This window comes from Leptolyngbya sp. Heron Island J (assembly GCF_000482245.1).
Taxonomy (GTDB): Bacteria; Cyanobacteriota; Cyanobacteriia; order Phormidesmidales; family Phormidesmidaceae; genus Leptothoe.
Genome location: NZ_AWNH01000113.1, coordinates 33401 through 54955 on the forward strand (window position 1 = coordinate 33401; position 21555 = coordinate 54955).

8 protein-coding genes and 2 pseudogenes are annotated in these 21555 nt (G+C 49.5%); 7 read left to right on the forward strand and 3 right to left on the reverse strand.

Features of this window, described 5'->3' with window-relative positions; translation table 11 throughout:
* Positions 1 to 46 precede the first annotated feature (46 nt).
* The 5 genes from brxC (at position 47) to N836_RS70215 (ending at position 14332) form a co-directional block, all read left to right on the forward strand.
* A complete protein-coding gene (gene brxC / locus N836_RS70195; RefSeq protein ID WP_023076661.1) occupies positions 47 to 3667 on the forward strand; it encodes a BREX system P-loop protein BrxC in 3621 nt (1206 codons plus the stop codon).
* Between the two features lie 15 nt (positions 3668 to 3682).
* Entirely contained in the window at positions 3683 to 7747 is a 4065-nt protein-coding gene (gene pglX / locus N836_RS70200) for a BREX-6 system adenine-specific DNA-methyltransferase PglX (RefSeq protein ID WP_023076662.1), read from the forward strand.
* Between the two features lie 70 nt (positions 7748 to 7817).
* Positions 7818 to 10733: a BREX-6 system phosphatase PglZ gene (pglZ, locus tag N836_RS70205; protein ID WP_023076663.1), complete on the forward strand. Its 2916-nt coding sequence runs from the start codon at positions 7818 to 7820 to the stop codon at positions 10731 to 10733.
* A gap of 86 nt (positions 10734 to 10819) precedes the next feature.
* On the forward strand, positions 10820 to 12145 hold the full coding sequence (gene brxD, locus N836_RS70210; protein WP_023076664.1) for a BREX system ATP-binding protein BrxD: 1326 nt from the start codon (positions 10820 to 10822) through the stop codon (positions 12143 to 12145).
* A gap of 48 nt (positions 12146 to 12193) precedes the next feature.
* Positions 12194 to 14332, forward strand: coding sequence for a DEAD/DEAH box helicase (locus tag N836_RS70215; protein ID WP_023076665.1), 2139 nt, complete (start codon positions 12194 to 12196; stop codon positions 14330 to 14332).
* A 154-nt stretch (positions 14333 to 14486) separates the two neighbouring features.
* On the opposite strand, the gene N836_RS77795 is transcribed toward N836_RS70215, so the two are convergent.
* Positions 14487 to 14756 (reverse strand): PD-(D/E)XK nuclease family protein, encoded by a 270-nt coding sequence (locus N836_RS77795; protein ID WP_023076666.1) that lies wholly within the window; start codon positions 14754 to 14756, stop codon positions 14487 to 14489.
* A gap of 242 nt (positions 14757 to 14998) precedes the next feature.
* Between N836_RS77795 and N836_RS70225 the strand changes: the two genes are divergently transcribed.
* Both N836_RS70225 and N836_RS78295 read left to right on the forward strand, forming a co-directional pair.
* Positions 14999 to 19105 carry a HEAT repeat domain-containing protein gene (locus N836_RS70225; RefSeq protein ID WP_023076668.1) on the forward strand — a complete coding sequence of 1369 codons (4107 nt, stop codon included), beginning with the start codon at positions 14999 to 15001 and terminating at the stop codon, positions 19103 to 19105.
* 134 nt (positions 19106 to 19239) lie between these two features.
* A pseudogene (locus tag N836_RS78295) lies at positions 19240 to 19340 on the forward strand (IS6-like element ISPsa2 family transposase); the annotation flags it as partial.
* 55 nt (positions 19341 to 19395) lie between these two features.
* Here the strand turns inward: N836_RS78295 and N836_RS70230 are convergent.
* A pseudogene (locus tag N836_RS70230) lies at positions 19396 to 19803 on the reverse strand (PD-(D/E)XK nuclease family protein); the annotation flags it as partial.
* 98 nt (positions 19804 to 19901) lie between these two features.
* Entirely contained in the window at positions 19902 to 21545 is a 1644-nt protein-coding gene (locus N836_RS70235) for a type IV secretion system DNA-binding domain-containing protein (protein WP_023076670.1), read from the reverse strand.
* Between the last annotated feature and the right edge of the window lie 10 nt (positions 21546 to 21555).

The following is a 21555-nucleotide window of genomic DNA, read 5'->3' on the forward strand; positions in this document are numbered from 1 at the left end:
CTCAGACTTCTTAACTTAACTCCCTACCCTAAAGCCCGAACATCCTATGAAACTCCAAGAACTTTTTGCCAACGATGTCACCAGGGATATTCCCCCGGTGGTGTATTTCCATGAGCAGGATCCGGCTAAGGTGGCGGCAGAGGTGGGCGAGTACATCATTACCGGCGGTTATCGCACGGACGATCCACGGTACCAGTACATCAAAACCACAGGTATCCATGAGCAGTTTGTACGACTGCTGAAGGGACTGGCCAATAAGATCCAAAAAGGCAATTCTGCTCTGCCTGCATCGTGGATTTCAGGCTTTTATGGGTCGGGTAAGTCGAGCTTTGCCAAGCTACTGGGGCTGGCCCTGGATGGCATGGTGTTACCGGATGGAACCGACCTGGCGGCAACTCTACTCAAACGGGATGATTCACCGAAATCACCAGACCTGGCTGAGGCATGGCATAACTTGAGGGGGCAAATTGACCCGCTGGCGGTGGTGTTTGATATTGGGGCAGTAGCCCGAGATGATGAGCAAATCCATTCAGCTATAAAGCGTCAGTTACAAAAACGTCTGGGCTATTGCAATCAAAATCACTACGTCGCTGAGCATGAATTAAAGCTTGAGCTGGACGGACAATGGGAGCAATTTTTAGAGACTGCAGCAGCACAATTAGGTCGGTCCTGGACAGAAGTTAAAGACTCTTCTAATGCGGATTATGCCTTTTCTAGAGTCTTACACCATCTCGATCCGGAGTTATTTGTTGAACCTCTCAGCTGGTCAAAGGTAACCGCAGGTAGGAGGACAGGCATTGGTACTTCGGCGGAGGAAACAACTAAGGCTATTGCCCAAATGCTGAACCATCGGGCACCAGGTAAGACGTTGTTTATTGTGGTGGATGAGGTTAGCCAGTATATCTATCAAAATACGGAGCGGATGCTGGCGCTACAGTCCTTGGTGTCGTCATTGGGACAGCGGCTCAAGGGTCAGGTGTGGTTGTTGGCGACGGGGCAGCAAAAGCTAGAGGACAGCGATGATGAAAGCAATATCAGCAAGCTAAAGGATCGGTTTCCCTCAGAGCTGCGGGTGCATTTGGCTCCCACTAACATTCGGGATGTGGTGCATAAGCGGTTGCTGAAGAAAAAACCCGCCCGTGAACCTGAGTTGGCAGCCCTATTTGATCAGCACCGCAGCGATCTCAAGCTGTACGGTTACCAGTGTGAATCTATTGGTAAAGAAGACTTTTTGGAGGTGTATCCACTGCTGCCAGGGTATGTGGACCTGCTGATGCAGATTACGTCTAATCTACGATCGCGATCTACCCGTGCTAAAAGTGACGATCATGCCATTCGGGGACTGTTGCAACTGCTGGGGGAACTCTTCCGAGAACAAAAGTTAGGGGAGAAAGAGCTGGGCAGTTTGATTACTATAGACAACATTTTTGATGTGCAGCAGTCGGCACTGGATAATGATGTGCAAAACACCTTATCGCGATTGTTCAACAATGATGAGGTGATTAACGACCCATGGGCAGTACGGGTGGCGAAGGCAGTAGCGCTGCTAGAGTTGATCCAAGAACAGGAGGCGACTACACCGGCTCTGGTGGCCCAGTGTTTGTATGACAGGTTGGGAAAAGGGAATAAGGTGGGTGAGGTTACCCAGGCTCTGGAGAAACTGAGGAGCCTGAATTTGTTGTCTTATTCCGAGAAAACGGGCTACAAGATTCAAAGTTCGGCAGGGCAAGAATGGGAAATTGAACGGGAACGCCATAACCCAACGTCCGATGCTATTAGCGAGATTATAGCAATCAAGCTTAAGGAGCTACTGGGTACTACCGACAACCCCAAATATAAGGGCAAAAAGTTTCGTTGGGCTGCTTACTATAGCGACGGTCGTCAGCGGCAAAATGACAAACTACAGGTACCTAACGAGCTGGCAGTCGTCACTCTGGATTTTCATTATCTGCTAAAGCAGAAAGAGCCCCAGTCAGAGCAGTGGGTCAGAACCAGTGCTAATAGCGATCGCATCATCTGGGTCGTCGGTAAAAATGATGCTTTGGAGAGCCAGATACGAGAACTGGCTCGTTCCAAACGAATGAAAGAAAACTATGAAAATCGACCCACACTATCGGCAAGCAAAAAGAATCTACTGACAAATGAAAGAGGTCGCTACGAAACCCTAGAGACCCGAGTTAAGGATGCTGTAGCCGAGGCATTTTTAGCAGGAGAGATTTACTTTGACGGGCGACCTCTAGACAAGCAAGTTTACGGCAGTGGGTTTGCTTCGTTGCTAACGCGATTGGGAGAGAGTTTACTGCCTAACCTGTATAACTGCTATGTGGATGTGGCCGTTACCCCAAAAGAACTCGATCAGCTGTTAGGACTTGAGTTAACAGGTATTTCAGCCAAGTTTATGCCAGATGTACTAGGTATTTTCGCGCTGGATGCTGGCAAATATACCCCCACCTGTCAGGGGGAAGTGCCCAGCCGCATTGAACAGTATGTGATTAGCGAGGGGGGACTGGATGGTAGTTCCTTACTCAGCCACTTTGGCGGTCCCCCTTTTGGATATCCGGCGGATGTAGTCAGAGCCTGTTTAGCCGGACTGCTGCGAGCCAGCAAGATTCGCATTCGGCCTGAAGCAGGGAACGATATCACGTCGGTACGAGACCCCGGCGCTCAGGATTTATTTACCAAAGACCGAGATTTGAAGCGGGCGGATGTGTTACCACCTAGTGAGGAAGGTGTAAAAGCCAGGGACCGGGTGGCCATTTGCAAATTATTCAAGGATATTTTGGGTATTGACCTGGATCGGGATAACGACACCCTGGCAGATGCTGTGTTTAAATATTTTCCAGCCCAGGCTACAAAACTGCGAGAGTTAGAACAGCGATATAACAAACTCCCCCATCGGCCTGCGTTACCCCAGGATTTGAGCAAGCTACAAACGGTCCTGGCGAAATGTATGAAATCGCGCCAGGTGGAGCCCACTCTGCAAGAAGTAAAACGGCAACTGGATGCCCTACGGGATGGTCTAGACGCTCTGCAGAGACTGCACAGTGAAGTAACCGACAAAGCGGTGGCAGCAGTGGCAAAGGCCGTGGATCTGCAACGGGTACAGGTGGCCCAACTGCAGCAGATCAGTCGATTGGACAAAGTAGCTGACGCCGTAAATGAATTAGAGGCTCAGCTTGCGTTGGAGAGACCCTGGCGGGACATGGCCAGTCTGGAGCCCCAGATGAAAGAAATTGTGGACCATTACCAATGTGTACGGCAAGAGTTACTGGAACAACAGGAACAGCAGTTTGAAACTGTACGAAGAGAGCTACAGGAACGCCAAGGCTATTACAGCCTTGCTGAGACAAAAGCCAATCAGGTTATACAGCCCCTGCGAGATGCTAAAAGCAACACCACTGCCGATGCTATATTTCCTGCCCTAGTCGAGCTGAAAGAACCCGCCCAGGCCAAATTGTTCAAGGCTAAGGAGAAAGCGCATCAATATTTGAGTGAGGCACTGGCAGAAATAACAGGAGAACAGGTGATCGAGGTGGATTTAAAGGCCATGGTGAGCAACCAAGAAATCAGTAATCCGGCAGAAGTAGAGGTGCTGGTAAATCGCATTCGACAAGAACTCCTGGACAAACTGGAGGGCAGTGATGATATTCGGATTCGGTTGATTTAGGGGGTTACTAATCGGATGACCATGACCCTCACGCCAGATGCTAAAAATAAGCTTTCTCAGACGGTTCGTAATCTGCGGGGTACGAAGGGTGATCCCTATGGTGGGTTGTTGCTAAAGGGGCTACGGGAGGCGGCGGAAAGTACCTATCGGCTGTCCATTGGCTCGGTGAACAAGGCAGGGTTGTGGGAAGCGGAACGGGAGAAGCGGCTGCGGCTGGAGGATTGGCTTAAGGAACAGGTGCGGGCGGATGTGGCCAGTAAGATGATTAAAGATAAGCCTGAGGAAAAAGCGGCTAGTCGAGAGCGGCATTTGTTGGAGGCGATCCAGCTGGCGGGGGCGACGTTGCTAAATCGGCTGGTGGTGATCAAGCAGCTAGAGGCCCAGGGGTTAATGAAGCCCATGGTGGTGACCGACGGCTGGCAGAGTGCGGGGTATCGGGAATTTCGGGAGTTTGCGCCGGACCTGTGTAAGGACGATACGGAGGGCTATGGGCTGCTGCTGCAACTGGTGTACGATGAGCTGGCTCTGGAGCTGCCGGGATTGTTTGGCAAGGTGGGGCTGACGGAGTTGTTTCCGGTACCGGCGCAAACGTTGCGGGCAGTGGTGGAGGCGCTGAATGTTGCGGAGTTGGAAAGTGCCTGGACGGATGATACGACGCTGGGGTGGGTGTATCAGTATTGGAATGATCCGCAGCGGGAAGCTATAGATGACCGACTAGACAATGAGAAAGGTATTAAGGCTAAGGTAGCCCCCCATGAGATTGCTAGTAAGACTCAGATGTTTACTGAGCGGTATATGGTGGAGTGGCTGTTGCAGAATAGTTTGGGGCAGCAGTGGCTGGCGATTTGTCATCGAAATAAGTGGAAGCCGGAGGTGTTCGCTGATGGAACGATTCAGCGGCTGGAGGCGAGGCGAAAAGACTGGCGGGCGAAGCGAGAAGCGGAGGAAGTGGCGCTGGATGTGCTGATGCCCATTGAGAGCGCACAGGAAGAACGGTGGAAGTATTGGGTGCTGCAGGATGGTCTAGACCCAAAGGGAATTCCTGGGAGTATTCGAGATATCAAAATTTTTGACCCAGCCTGTGGATCGGGGCATTTTTTGGTAATTGCTTTTGATTTATTGGTGGCGTTTTACCAAGAGGAAGCACGGCACCGGGGAGAGGGTTGGGAAGAGAAAGAGATCGTTGAAGCGATTTTAGAGAACAATCTGTATGGTTTGGATCTGGACCCGAGGGCGGTGCAGATTGCAGCGGCATCACTGTATTTGAAGGGGAAGGCTGTGTGTCGGGAGGCGCAGCCGAGGGTGTTGAATTTGGTGGCGTCGAATTTGAACCTGGCGGCGTTGCCAGAGAATGATCCGGCACGGCAGGAGTTGCGACAGGCGGTGGAGGAGAGTACAGGGATACCGGCAAAGCTGACGGATGAGATTGTGGAGGCGCTATCGGGAGCAGATGCCTGGGGCAGTTTGCTGCGCGTGGACGATGCGGTGAATAAGGCAATTGGAGGGTATGAAAAGAGTCTGGAAAAACCTGTGCAGCTTGAGACAGATTCGATTGGGCAGGTAGTCGAGGAGAAAGAGACTAATAAGTCTCTCTCGGGCATTAAGGCTAAAGATATACGGGGGTTTTTACTGGCAAAGCTTGAAACCTTTTTGAGTCGGTGTACTCGCAGTGATGATTTGGGTCTGCGGCTGAAGGGGGAGCAGTTGGCAGCTGGAGTAAGGTTTCTACGGATTGTGCGAGAGGGTTGTTATGACCTGGTGGTAGGGAATCCGCCATATCAGGGAGCTAGTAAGATGGCAGATGATAGCTATCTTAAGAACCACTATAAACGAGGTAGTGCGGATCTATTTGCTGCCTTTCTAGAACGATCCCTCCAGCTTGTGAAGCATGATGGTATTTCATCCATGATCACCATGAGAAACTGGATGTTTATTAAACAATACAAAGACCTACGGGAATGGTTTGTCGATAAATATGATATTCGGACGCTGGGAGATGTTTCGTGGGGTGCTTTCTCGGCAATGAAGGATAACCCAGTCACAATGAGCGTTATCAAGAAAGCTCCAGTCAGCGGCAGATCTTTTGCGATTGCACCAACAGACCCACAAGAAAGAGTCAGGTCTGCCGAAGAAATTCGGAAGAAAGTAGCAGGATTGTTGTGTGGCGAAAAGCGGTTTGAGTTTGAGACAAGTCGCTTCGATGTCATCAAGGAAAAGCCTCTTATCTACTGGTGGAATGAAGCATTTCTTAAGCAATATGCTGAGGCCCCAAAACTGGAAGACGAAGCCGATGTTAAACAAGGTATGGCAACAGCTGACAATACGAGATTTTTAAGAAAACCATGGGAAATCAAAAAGATTTCCTTTTTAAGAAGATGTAGTCTTGAAAGTCCCGGACATGAGGACATAACAGGACTTTGGATGCCCTATATCAAAGGTGCTTCTGGGAAAAAATGGTTTGAGCCGTTATCCGAAATCATTCTCTATCAATCGAATATGCTGCAAATTCACCTGATGGAACAAGGTGGAAAAAAGATTTCAACAGCAGGAAAAAATGAAAATTATTATTTTCAATATGGCGTTGCATTTACTTCCACAGGTAATAGTTTTACCGCAAGATGTCATCGATTTAGGAGTGTTTTTGATGTTAAAGGACAATCCACATTTCCTAAAGAACCTTTGCAAGCAGTATGTTTAATGAATTCTCAAACAGCGCAAGATATTCTCAGCGCGCTGAACCCTAGCATTAGCTTTCAAGTTGGTGACGCGAAGAGGCTACCCCTTTTCCCCATCGAATCTGCCGACAAAATCTTCGCCCAACTCGACACTGCCTTCACCGAACACGAAGCCGCCCGCGAAACCTCCGTCGAATTCCAACACCCCGGTCCCTCCTGCTGGACCTACGCCCAAGCCTGGGCACAGCAAGCCGTAGACCGCCCAGCCGGTAAGCCCCTGCCCCTTTGGGACCCCACCTACGAGGAGTCACCTGCTACCGCCTGGATCTCCTATGCAGTCGGCAAAGCCCTGGGTCGATTTCCCTTATCCTCCACTGCGGTCTGGGCTCCGCTCGACCTCCGTTCGCAGCCCCCCCGTGCCCTGAGCGGAGTCGAAGGGCTGCCCCACGGTATCCTCTACCTCTCCGACTACTCCGGCAACAACCCCGACGGCCCCGACAGCCTCAACCACCCTGCCAGTAAACCCATCCACGATGCCTGGGCCAACCACGGCAGTAAGATCTCCAACAACAACCCTCTCCACCACTGGCTCCGCGAGAAATTCTTCCAAGATATACATCTTCCGATGTATTCAACAAAAACCGAAAAGCGCCCCATCTACTTCCCCCTCAGCTCCAAAAACAAAACCTTCGTCGCCCTGATCTCCATTCACCGCTGGGCCGACGATACCCTGCAAACCCTACTCGCCGACTACCTCACGCAAGACAAACGCACCTTGGAAGGCGAACTCGCCGACCTGGCCACAGCCAAAACCCAGGGCGATGTCAAAACCCAGGCTCAGGCCGAAGACCGTGCCGCCACACTACAGGCCATGCTCAATGAACTAGACAAGTTCATCGCCCTCGTGCGCCAGTGCGCCGAAACCGGCCCACCCCCAGCCAAAGATACTGATCCCAAACCCAAAGTCACCGCCCGCTACACCATGGACCTGGACGACGGCGTAATGATCAACAGCGCTGCCCTCTGGCCCCTGCTAGACCCCCAATGGAAAAAGCCCAAAACCTGGTGGAGCGAGCTGTGTAACGCCCAGGGCAAAAAAGACTACGACTGGTCCCACCTGGCCGCCCGCTATTTCCCTGAGCGCGTAGACAAAAAATGCCAGGACGATCCATCCTTAGCCGTTGCCCACGGCTGCTTTTGGAAATATCATGCCACCAAAGCTTATGAATGGGAACTACGGCTGCAGGATGAAATTGCCCCAGACTTCACCATCGACGAAACCGACTCTGATCAGCATCGACAACAGTTTGAAACTGATAACCCAAAAGAAGTTCAAAAGCTCAAAGACAAGGAGGACAAACGCCGCGAAAAGAACCGCAAGAAACAGCTAAATCTCCAAATATAAAATGCATCACGACTGCAAAACAACAACTTAAGCTCTAACGACTTCTACCCAAAAAAGCGATTTCGATCCCATGAGCAGCCTCGGCCCCATTACTACCACATTAGAAGCCGACGTCAGCCGCGAGCTGCGCCAACAGCACCTGGTCATCTGGCTCGACAAAGATAGCCACTATACCGACTATGTGGATGAGCTAGCCCAGCGCTACAGCCAGGGGGACTTTTTTGCACCGGTCATCCCGTTTCGCGGCAGCTATTTGGAAATGATGCTGGCACTGGAAAACCACGGCAACAAAGAAACACCCGACCTGCTACTGATCCACATGCCGGGGCACACCACAAAGAGTGTCCGTCGTACCCCCATCCTGGAAATGTATCGGGCCGGAACCCGATATCAGAAAGCCCTGGATACCCTCGTGCGCAATGCGGCTACGGGCAAAGTTAACCCCGATGACATCGATGGCTACCTGAGCCATGGCATCTCCAGCCTGGAGGAAGCCGAGCAATGGCTCACTACCGCCCTGAGCAAACCCCAGGACGACCTCAGCCACTACCTAGAAAACCTCAGCCTCGACTGGATTTTAGACAGTCTAGTAGGTACCGACAAAACCTTAAAAACCAAATTTAGCGATCCAAAATCTCTACCGCTGCTAGAAGAACACCTCTATCGCTACACCGGCCTGGACAAAGACTTTATTCAGTTTTACCTAAACCATCCCGTAGACAAGTTTGATGACCTGGGCGATACCCTGGCCGCCTGGTTGATGTGTGTGGAGTATGTTCACGATTTGAAGCGAGAGCCAAAATTAGAACAATTACAGCCGCTGAAACAACTCTCTAAACCGCTGCGTGAAAATTGTGAAACTCTGGTCAACCATTTACGCCATGACCACTCTGACACGTATGTTGGCCTAGCTAACAGGGTTGAAACACTTCTGGCTCAAGAGTTCGACAATATTCAACCTGAAGACCTAGGTAAAATCGACACGTTTAAGGAAGAAGAAAATACTGTTTTTAGTAAAGGAGCCCTGACCGCCCTGGAAAACAGCAATTGGCAACAGGCCTTGTATTGGACCCATAGCCGCCTCAAAGCTGACTCATTTTGGCTCCCCAGAGACCCGCAACGCCGTTTAGAGTGGAGCCTGATCCAAACCATGGCCCACCTGGGCACCACCATGGACCGTGTAGGCCAGCCCTTGGATCCTGGCCAAACTCTACCGGAAGCCCTAGATGCCTATGCTGGAGATAGCCAGGACAGCCAGGGCGATTCCCGAGGCCATCGGGTGGACAATGCCCACCGCAAAATGGAACAAGAACTGTCGGAAAAGCTCGACAGTAAGCTGCCCCATTTTAATAAACTGCGAGACTGTGCCGACCAACTTCGCCAGCACTACCGCGCTTGGGCCAATGGCTGGGCTGAAAGTTTCGCCCAAATTTGCGAACACCAGAGCTTTTTGCCAGACTCATCCCTACAACAGCGCACCCTTTACGAAGATGTGGTCCATCCCCTGCTGGAAAGCGGTGCCAAAGTGGCCTATTTTCTGGTCGATGCCCTACGCTATGAAATGGCTGCAGAACTGCGAAACACCCTCCAGGGCAGCGGTACCCAGGTAATTCTCAAAGCTCGCTATGGAGAACTGCCCACCCTCACATCCGTAGGAATGAATGCCGTAGTCCCAACGGCCAAGGGCGGCAAACTCACCCTGGCAAAAGGAGACTTTAAGGGCTTCAAAACCGGTGAGTTTACGGTGAAAGATCCGGATACACGGGTGAGGGCGATGTGCGATCGCAGCCTTTCTAATAGCCGAAAAGCCGAACTCATCACCCTGGCAAAAATGAGCGATCCGTCTACAAAGGGTCTTAAAAAACTAGGTAAAGCAACTTTAGTCATCGTCCACAGTACCGAAATTGATGACTCTGGAGAAGCCAATGTGGGGGTGGTCACCTTTGAGCGCTGGCTACAGCAGCTTAAGTCTGCCTGGAACCAACTGCGAAATCTAGGCTTTGACGAATTTGTATTTACCGCTGACCATGGTTTTCTCCTGCGAGAGCCCAACCCCAACAACGAACATTCCTGGGGCAACAATCGACGTGTCCCCAAACGACGCCACCTACTCAGTCCAGATCGCCGCAACGAAGACTGGCTGACGACTGTATCTCTCAAGTCCCTGGGCTACGAAGGTCAGGAAGGCTATCTCCACTTTGCTCGCGACATTGACCCCTTTTCCACCGGTACAACCGCCGCCGCCAACTTTATCCACGGTGGCAACAGTTTACAGGAACGGGTCATTCCAGTACTCACGGTTTCCCATCGGTCCAACAATAAGCCGCTCAAATTAAGAAACTACCAGATTGAAGCCAGAGCCAAGAAATCACCACCCGGTTTGAGCCGCATCCAGGTGCGAGTCAAACCTGTTGCTACAGCCCAGGGGGTTTTAGGATTTACCGGAGCCAAAATTATCAACCTAACGCTGCAGGTGCCCAAGCGCCCAGATATTGACGTCATCCTCTCTGAAACCTCCGATGTCCCCATCAACAATCAACAGGCAGCAATCACCATCGAAGAAGACTGGGCAGATATCTGGTTTGACCTCAAAGGACCTCAGGATGAACGGGTGAGAATTCAAGTCTACCAGTCTGACGGGGCAGAAAATGTAGACCCCACCCTGGTGGATACCTACTTCGATGTGGCCGGATCTAAACTCAAGCAAGAGAGTAATCAAGAAACCAAGCAGGAGACTAAACCCAGCCCGACCAACGATGACGATTGGCAATCTAGCTTTGAAGATGAAACTATTCGCCAGGTGTTTATCCATATCGACACCCATGGAGCCATTACCGAAACCGAGCTAATCAACATGTTGGGTAACGCCCGTAAGTCCCGACGATTTGCCCGTAACTTCGATACCTACCAAGCAAAAGTCCCCTTTGAAATGCGCGTAGAAGCCAGCGGCAGCGGTAAACGCTACGTCAAAGGAGCTCGGGAATGATGGAGATACCCATTTAACACAGCAATCCTCAACAACATCTTGACAACAACAGAAAAAAATCACCCCAGGCGCAAGGAGAATCCACAATGGCAATCAGCGAACGCAATCTCAACCACATCTTTGAACGACTACGCTCAGGCGTGGTACCAGAACGCGCCCTGGAAGCCTTTGCCGTGGGCATCGACAAACAACGAACCGAACTCCACCGTCAGCTCAAACTAGCCGCTGACAGCGAAGGGGTATTTAAGTTTCTCCGAGGGGGTTACGGCTGCGGTAAAACCTTTATGTCCCGTCTGGCTGCATTAGATGCCCAGACCCAGGGCTTCGCCACTAGCTTTGTCGTTGTTTCTGACAATGACCTGCACTTTTACAAATTTGACGATGTGTACCGCAAAGTAGTGCAGGAACTGGGCACCAGCAGCTGTCCCCGAGGAGCCCTAAGCGACATCATCGACCGCTGGATTGGCAAGGTGGAAGACGCCCTAATTGCCGGGGGAGCCGACGAAGACAGCGACGACTTTGACAACCGGGTACAAACTCGCCTGGAAGAAGAACTAGCCTCGATGACCGGTGGTCAGGCCCCAGAAGACATGGCCCGTGTCCTGCGCACCATCTTTAACCTTAAACAAACAGGCAATATCGCCGAGGCCAGCGCCCTAATCTCCTGGCTATCGGGCAGTGAAAACGTAGCCGCCAGCGCAAAAAAAGCAGCAGGTATTAAGGGAGACATTGGCAGCCGCGAAGCCTTAGACTACCTCCACGGCATTTTAGAGATTGTCAAAGCCGCCGGGTATAAGGGTCTGGTCATTATCATTGACGAAGCCGAAACCATTCTCCGCATGCGCACCGATGTGCGGGGTAAGTCCCTCAATGGCATTCGCCAAATTTGCGATGCCGCCGACCGCTACCGAGGCCTGTTGTGGATATTTACCGGCACCCCAGAATTCTTTGACACCAAGCGAGGCGTAGCCGGTCTCGCCCCCCTCTATGACCGCATCAAGTTTGAGAGTAAAGGGGGATTTGTTAACCCACGTCAACCGCAACTGGAACTCAAACCCTTTGATGCTGACCGCCTTAAGGAAGTGGCCCTAAAACTACGAGAGATTTATCCTGCTGATACCCCAGCACGACTAACCAACAAAGTAACAACCGACTTTATTGAAAAGCTGGTGGATAAAGTCACCACTGGATTTAAGGGAGATGTGGGCATCGTTCCAAGACAGTTCCTACGGACGTTTATCAATGTTCTCGACCTTGTTGACGACGATGAAAATGATGCCTACGACCCCATGGTGGTGGAAGGCTTTGAACCCAAAGACCTCACCGAAGATGAAACCCGTGTGCGCGAAGGACGCCCCCCATTTGATCCAGAACCTCAAGACGAAAAAGATTACGCCCTAGTTGAGTTTTAACTCAGTCTTACCTGTCCTGCGTTTATCCCTGAATTATCGCTGCCGCTCATGACCTCAGCCTTTGCCCGCTTTCCAACCCGTCTACAGGAAGCCATCGTTTCTCGCCTGGGTTGGACTTCACTGCGTCCGGTGCAGGAACTGGCCAGCCATGTCCTACTGGACGGCAAAAATGCCGTGATTCTGGCCCCTACCGCTGGAGGCAAAACTGAGGCCTCCATGTTCCCCATGTTGGCCCAGCTGATCGCCAACGAACCCAAAGGAGTAGGCTTGCTCTACATCGCTCCCATTAAAGCCCTACTCAACAACCAGGCAGAACGTCTGGGGCTGTACACCGAAATGGTAGGACTGCGCCGCTTTCTGTGGCACGGAGATGTCAAAGCCCAACAAAAAAAGGCCTTTGTCAAAGAACCCGCCCAGTTACTCATGACCACCCCGGAATCATTGGAGGTCATGCTGCTATCGTCCAAAATTCCCCATGCCAAACTGTTTAGCGATTTGCGGGGTATCGTCATCGATGAAGTCCATGCTCTGGCCGGTTGCGATCGCGGAACCCATCTGCTTTCGGTGCTAGAACGCATCGCCCGCTTTACCGAAAATGACATTCAGCGGGTAGGTCTGAGCGCCACCGTGGGCAATCCAGAGGCCATTCTACAGTGGCTCCAGGGCACCTCCCAGCGGGACGGCTGTGTGGTTGATCCACCGAAACAGCCTTCGCCCAAGGATTTGAAGATATATCTGCGGGAAACTCTGGGTGCGATCGCAAATGATGCCAGCACCCTGGCCCAGGGTAGAAAAAGCCTATTCTTTTGCCAGAGCCGTTCCCTAGCTGAAGACATTGCCGAGCGAATGCGCGATCGCGGCACCGATGTCTTTGTCCACCACAGTTCCGTTTCCCTAGAAGAACGCGCCGCTGCTGAAGAACGCTTCCATAGCGGTACCAATGCCAGCATCGTTTGCACCTCCACCCTAGAACTAGGAATTGACGTAGGCGATCTTGACCTGGTTCTCCAGGCCAATGCCCCTTCCACAGTGTCTTCGTTTCTACAGCGCCTGGGCCGCACCGGTCGCCGCAGTGGACAGCGGGCCAATACCACCTTCTACTGCGAAGACATGGAACCCGCCCTCCAGGCCATGGCCATTATCGAACTGGCTCGCCAGGGCTGGGTAGAATCGGTCCCTGTCCAAACCCGCACCTGGCCTGTACTGGTTCATCAACTATTGGCTCTCACCCTTCAATTTGGAGCCATCAGCCCAGAACGATGCTGGGAACAACTATCGGTCATTTCAGACTTTTCAGGCATTACCAAAGAAGAATACGACAGCTTGATTCACCACATGATCAAAGAAGATTTTCTCTATTCTTCTGGTGGTCTTCTCTCCATGGGTACCCAGGCAGAACGTACCTTTGGGCGCAAGAACTTTATGGAAATCTACGCTGTTTTTAGCAGTCCCCAGCTCTATAAAGTCCAAACCAAAGCAAATTACATCGTAGGCTCCCTGGAACAAGCCTTTGTGGACAAACTAGTTCCAGATATCAACACGTTTCTACTCGGCGGTCGCGCCTGGATCGTCCTCAACATCAGCCATGATGACCGCAGTGTGCGCGTAGCCCCTGCCCCCAGGGGAAAAAAACCCAGTTGGGGAGGATTTATCCCCCAGCTACTAAGCTTCGACCTCTGCCAACAGGTTAAAGCTATCCTGCAAAGCAACGATCCAGTTCCCTACATCGATGGCATTAGCCAAGCCGCTCTAGATGAAGGCCGTCAGGACCTACAGCCTCTCCTGGCCAAAACCGGACTCCAGTTTGAAGCCGACCGAGTCCTTTGGTGGACCTTTGCCGGTGGACAAATCAACCACACCCTTAAATATGGCCTCCAGTTCCACCACGACTGGAAAGTTGTTGCCGACAATTTCAAAATTAAAATCGAAGGCGATAGCGTTGGCCCTGGCACAGTGAATCTATCCATCCGTGAAATGAGCCAACCTGGCTTCTGGTCAAAACCTGCCGTTGAAAGGTTTATCTTTTCCCAACTCCCCGACTATCGCCTCAGCAAGTTTCAAAAAGCCCTACCCGAAGCCTTTGCTCTGGAAATTATCTATGACTATCTACTAAATCCAAGAGGTACTAGTAAGTTCCTACAAGCAATGGCAAACAAGACATCCAGCCAATCACCACAAAAAGTCTGACTTAAGTACTTTGACAATGCCCTTTCAGTAGTTGCGATTTCAAAATGATCCTATGCTGTCTTTGCAATCTCAAATCAAGTCTGTCAATCCTCAAAAACTAAAACACAGCTGCAGCTTCCGTGATTTCTGTCGCACCTCCGGCAACGGTTCTGGCTCAACCTCCACTGCCGAACAATACTTCGCATGCCAGTTCACCAATCACCGCTTCCACCTGCCGTCGATGCTCATAGGTCACCTCATAGGTCACCCGCCCCCCCGTGCGCAGAAATAACAAACTCATCCGTCGCAACAATTTTCCATAGCGCTGCTCCAACGCCAAACTATATAATCCCAGCTGCAGGTCCACCGTGTCAGACTCAGGCAACACCGGATTTTTCGCCGACTTATAATCAATCAGCTCCAGACCATCTTCTAAACTATCCAATCAGTCATAACGCCCCGTCAGCCTAAACTCCAGACCATTCACTTGGGCCACCCCCTGAATTCTGCCCTCCGTTGCCAACGGACGTAACATGTTTTTTTGCAACACGGCCCCCCTTACAGCTATGTTCGCCGCATCCCAATAAAACCATGCTGTATGGAAGCTTTGCACGGTAGCTTAGCTTCACAGTCATTTTCTTAGATTAATGGCATATTTACAGAGTAGGTGAATGATTGTTACTAGCTATGCTGGAGTTTCTAACGTTAGCTGGGTTGAGTGCTGGGGCAAAATGGCTAGTGAAAGAGGTGCTTGGACCTTTGACGAAGGCGGCAGCAGAAGATTTTTACAAGGATTTCTTAAGGCAGTGTGTATCCGAAGGGGTGACTCAGAGTGCACCAGGAGCGCTGAAACGAGCGGTGTCAACGTCAACCAAGGAATTTCTTGTTCTTTTTCAAAGTGAGCTGGAGAATTGCGGCCTTCCAGGAGCGCTGACAAGGCATGAATTTGCGGCCTCACTGAAGCATCTTCTAAACGATTCAGCAGTTCGTCAGTTTCTAGGGCGTGCGTTTAATACAGATGTAAAAGAGTTGGATGGGCACTTCTTAGCAAAGAAGTGGACTAGCGTAGGTGCTGACAAACTGCCAGAAGACTTTGACTGGGTGCAACTGACGAAGAACTATGTGCGTAGGGTCAAAGGGCTAATTCGATCGGATCAGGAACTGGCGCGGCAGCTAGAGCTGGATTGGCAGGCGAGGGTGATGGCGAACACAAATGAAATGGTGGGCATATCGATAGATTTTGACCTGCGTCAATATCAGGAGTCGCTAAAGGAGAAGTTTGGAAGTCTTAATTTAGATTCGCTAGATATGACTGGGGCAGCTTACGACAGTTTGCGACTGTGGAAAGTTTTTGTAGCACAGGGTGTACGTGAATGTGCTGAGTTTGCGCCGCAGATATATGAGATGCCAAGAGAGCGACTGTTGAAGCTGCAGATAGCAGGGGAAATTGATGAAGTATTGTCGATGGATGCATTGGCACAGCAGCGACGAAGCTATGCGGAGAAGCCGATTGAGTCCGTGCTAGGTGTGGTAGGGCTGAATGAATCACCAAAGGTGAAGCGGGTAGTGATTTTGGGCGATCCGGGGTCGGGGAAATCGACGTTGCTGAGAGCATTAGCGCTTGATTGGGCAGAGCAGTCGCAGATAGACTTACAAGGAAAGCCAGTTCCAATTTTGATCGAGCTGCGGCTATACGCGCAGGATAAAAGTAGCGGAAAGTGCAATAGCTTCTTAGATTATTTGCATAAAGGAAATGCAGTCTGCCGATTGAATAGAATCGAGATGGACAAGCTACTGAAAAGTGGGGGCGCGATAGCGCTATTTGATGGTGTAGATGAAGTGTTTGATCCGCTGCTACGAGAAGCGGTATTGACGGATATTCACCGCTTTAGTAACCAGTATTCAAAGGTACAGATAGTAGTTACTTCTCGCTGGCTTGGATACAAGGCAGAGGCTTTGCGAAAGGCGAAGTTTCAGCACTACATGTTACAAAACTTAGATGAGAAACAAATTGAGGAGTTCGTGCAACGGTGGCACAATATGACATTTACAAATGCACAGGAGCAAGAACGGGAAAGGAAGCGGGAGCGATTGCAGCGAGCAATTTCTGAGTCTAAGACAATTCAAGAGCTAGCAGGAAATCCACTGCTATTAACTATGATGGCAATCTTGAATCGAAATCAGGAGTTGCCAAGAGATCGGGTACGGCTGTACGAGAGAGCAAGTGAGGTGTTGTTGTATCAGTGGGATGTAGAGGAGAAACTGTATGAACAGGAGGATTTAAAGAACTGGAGAATTGATGTACGTGATAAGCAGGCAATATTGCGGAAAGTGGCGCATCATATGCAGGGGAATGAAAATGGGCTATCTGGAAATGTGATTAGTCGGGATGATTTAGAAAGGATCCTGACTGAGTATTTGAAGATATTGGAAGTAGATAAGGCAAGGGCAGTTGCAAAGATAATGATTGAGCAATTGCGAGAGCGGAACTTCATCCTGTGTTATCTCGGGGCTGATAACTATGCGTTCGTTCATCGTACTTTCTTAGAGTTCTTCTGTGCGAGCGAGTTTGTCTGGCAGTTTGAAAAGGAGAGGGCTCTAGATAAAAATACTTTGCTTAGTCTCTATGAAGAACACTTCATGGATGAGTCTTGGCATGAGGTATTGAGATTAATCGCTGGAATGATTGAACCAGTTTTCGTTGGAGATATAATTCAATGCTTGATGCAACAGACAGTAAAGCGTTCCGATTATTTAGTTCAGGATGACTTTGTTGGATATCGCCTTCAAAGAGGAGGGTTAAGTAACATTTTACTGGCGGCAAACTGCTTATCGGAAATTCGCACTCATAGCGAGATCTCTCAGAGAGCAAAAGATCTCTTAGATAGGCTCAAACTGGAGATCAAAAATGAATCAACTTATCGCTTGGATAAAAGCAGCGCAGAACATCTAATCCAAGGAGTTATTAGTAACTGGAAAGATTCTTCTAAAGCTTTGTTCTGGCTACATGAATGCTTGTCTTCTGATGATCTTTCATATGTTCCAGATGAGGCTCTACGATACATATCGCGAAACTGGAAGAATGAGCCAAATAATCTTGCTTTTCTGAAAGATGTAGCGCAGGAGTTTCATAATTCGGAAGTACAATGGACTGCTAATGAGGTATTAGCAGAATTCTGGAAAGATGATCCAGATACTCTACTTATACTAAAAAGGTCAGTTCACAACTATAACGATGAGTTTGTAAGAAGCTCAGCAATTGAGGAACTTGTAGAAGGTTGGAAAAATGATCCAGATACTTTGCTAATACTCAAAAGGCTGATTCTGGAGGAAGATGAGAATGAATCTGTGCGAAGCACAGCAGTGCAAGGACTTGTAGAAGGCTGGAAAAATGATCCAAATACTTTGCTGATACTCAAAAGGCTGATTCTGGAGGAAGATGAGAATGAATTTGTGCGAAGCACAGCAGTGCAAGGACTTGTAGAAGGCTGGAAAAATGATCCAAATACTTTGCTGATACTCAAAAGGCTGATTCTAGAGGAAGATGAGAATAAATCTGTGCGAAGCACAGCAGTGCAAGAACTTGTAGAAGGCTGGAAAAATGATCCAGATACTTTGCCAATTCTCAAAAGGCTGATTCTGGAGAAAGATGAGAATGAATCTGTGCGAAGCGCAGCAGTGCAAGGACTTGTAAAAGGTTGGAAAAATGATCCAGATACTTTGCCAATTCTCAAAAGGCTGATTCTGGAGGAAGATGAGAATGAATCTGTGCGAAACACAGCAGTGCAAGAACTCGTAGAAGGTTGGAAAAACGAGCCAGATACTTTGCCAATTCTCAAAGGTTTCATGCAAGAAGAGGCGAGAAATAAGAGTGTTCGCCTTCAGGCAGTAATAGGAATAGTTAGTTTACAAAGGTATGAGGACGCAAAGCCAGATCTGATTAAAAGTCTAATCAGAAAAAATAATGATGATTATATTCGACGCTTTGCAGCCGACGAATTGATTAGATTTTGGAGGAATGATCCAGATACTTTCTCTTTAATAAAACAACTAGCTCAGGAAAATAAATACGGAATGGCTCAGGTGCTAGCCATTGAGGCACTCACTACAATCTGGAAGGAAGAAGAAGATGTATTGCCTTTACTGAAAAAACTAGCTCAAGATTATCAAACTCCAAATAGTTTAGCTGTTTGGAATATTGCGTTACAACAGCTAGTAAAGGGATGGAGAAGAGATTTAGACGTCTTTCCTATGCTCCATAGCATGGCACAGGATGCTGAGTATGAATCTGTTCGGAGTATCGCTATTTTAGAGCTTGCTAAGTATTGGAAAAATGACGAACATACATTATCCTTTCTCAAGTCTTTAGCTAAAGAAGATGAAAATGAATACACACGATGTGGAATTATTCTAGAGCTTGCTAGGGATTGTGAGAAAGATAGCATATTACCTTTTCTCAAGTCTTTAGCTAAAGAAGACGATTGTGAAGACGTAAAAGTTTTAGTTCTTTCAGAGATAGCGCGTAGGTGGAAATATGACTCAATGTTGTTTGATTTTTGGTGTGACCGCGCACTTCAAGACTCATTTATAAGAGAATATGAAATCCAACAAAACCCACGCCAGATGGCTCTTCGAGTCCTCATTCAGCGATATCCCGATTGTCCAGAAACAGTCGAACTTTTACATGATAGAATTCGAAACGACGATGACGAAAAGCTTCGAGGCTGGGCAACACAACAACTTACTTATTTGGAACCAATTCGCACAATGGCGTATCCCCTCTCAGATGGATGATATCTTTAGATTATCCATTAGATATCTCCAAAATATAAATGAGGATAAAAAAAGCGGTTCCGACGCAAAAAAGCGGCATCCGTTGCGATCTCAGTGTAAGCTGAGGCGTCATTGAGCATATTTACCCATCCCCTATGGCTGCCTCAGAACCGTTTAAGTGGCATCACTTCCAAGGTTAAACATCCTGCTGAATGTGAGGTGGTATCTGCGCTATGGGTTAAGCTACCGGGATTTGTAGGCATAGTTGGATTCTTCGCCGACTTATAATCAATCAGATCCACCCCCTCTTCCAAACTATTCAATCGGTCATAACGCCCTGTCAGCTTAAACTCCAGACCATTCACTTGGATCAAACCCTGAATACGTCCCTCCGTCGCCAACGGACGCTGCATCACCCTCAAGGGCACAATCTCAGTTTCAACATACCGCCGCAGAATCTGCCACCTCTCTTCCACCTGGGTCGCAGTCAACGCACCAATCTGATTTTCCCAGCAATACCGCAACCATTCCTCAGACGGTAGCGGATCCTGATAATGCCAATCCTGATACAGTTGCGCCAGGGCACCATGCAATGCCGTACCTAAAACTGCCGCACCAAATACCGACGGCTGTTTCAAACCATACTCATACCGGTAGTAGTACGCCCTGGGACGCTGGGCATAGGACATCAGTTTAGTTGCCGAAAGAAGATACGCCATAGTCAATATTCTAATGAGCTACGGTCATCAGACAACCGTCTGTGACGTATCGTTATCCAATCGCAACTGCCTCAAACTCTCTCGTCAGCACGCTTTTATTACCCAGGAGACACTTGGGTCGCCGCAACATATCGTTGAGCCTGTTGGAGATAAGTCTCGGGCGTAATCTTAACTTTGGCCAGAGGCGTTCCATCCGCAATAGATAAATACCCGGTCAGCGGCGGCAACATCTGCAGCTCTGTTGGCATCACCGCATAGGTTTCTCGGATATGCTCACTCCGACTGCCCGGCTTTAAGCCAAACCATCGAGTCGTGCGCAACTGTTCCAGACGTTCCTGTTTCCCCAACAACTGCGCCATCACCTGGGCCGTCTCCCCATCACGACAGTTCAAGATCACCTTAGTCGCTGTCCCTTGTAATATCGTACGCGTTATCTCCGGGCCATACACATGACGAATCTGGGCTTCCGTTTGGGTGCCAATCATGGCACTTCCTCCATACTTTCTCGATTCAGACAATAGTCGCGGCAAACTATTTAACCGGTTCAACGCCCCCAACTCATCAATCACCACCGCTGTCTTGAGCCGACGATCCGCCTGGGAGAGTAACCCTTTCAACATCAGTTCAAAGGCCATCGAATGCAAGGGCTTAAACAGGGCCACATCATCTTCAAAAATCGGCAAAAACAACCAGCGTGGATCATCACTCCTGGCCCAGCGACTAAAGCTAAAGTTACCGTCCTCATTAAGCTTGCGATAAAACCGCAACACATTCACCAGAGTACTGAGCACACTAGCGCCTGTTTTTTCAGCCGTAAAATACCGAGTCGACATACTACCCGCCAAAAAGGTGGACAATTCCTCCACACTCAATTGAGTGACCACCTGCCATAAGGCATGATTATTCGGACACCGTTCATACAGGTCAGCCAGCAGACTGCGGGCCGCCTCACTAAAAAAGCGCTCTTTTGAATCATCGGGCACCAATGCTGTGGCAATCGTCTCAGGTTCCATCCCTTCACTACGGTGGCTCCAGCTTACCGACCGACTATCGCGAGGATTAAACAAAATATCTCGACCATCAGTATAAAACTGTTGAAGCAATTCACCATTGCGGTCCAAGATAATGGCCCGCATATCGGGCCGTTGTTTAAGGCGATAGAGCAGCTGTTGGATCACTTGGGTTTTACCTGAACCAGGAGAGCCTGCACAGAAAACACCCAGAGTCTCCAGAGAATGAGGTAGTGTGACACCCCCGATCGCCAACTGAGGTTGATACGCTAATAACTTTTGATTGTGATTGTTCTGATTCAGTCGGTGCTGTACTTTCCCCACAGATGTCAGTTGAGCCCCACGTAAAATCCTTCCCCCAGGCATCCGGTTCATGATGATCAAGACAGCCCAGGCACACAGCAACATACACACGGCTGCAATGCCACCCGCCAGCAAACAAAAGCTTTGAGGCGACTCCGGTGTTGTGCCTTTGCGGATTTCCCACAGCCCCCAAAGATAGCCCAACACACCCGAACCACCCACTAACACAACAGGTAGATACGGTTGAACCTGGCCCCAACGCAACCGGGGATAACACACCTTAGCCAGACCATACATCAAGCCAAGTGTCGGCAACAGAATCAAACCACACATCGCCGCAATGGCGATGATATAAACCACAACACGAGTGGCCACTGCCAGCAATGACAGCACCAGCATAAACAGAATGAGTGGGTAGACATTTTCCATGGTTAATCAG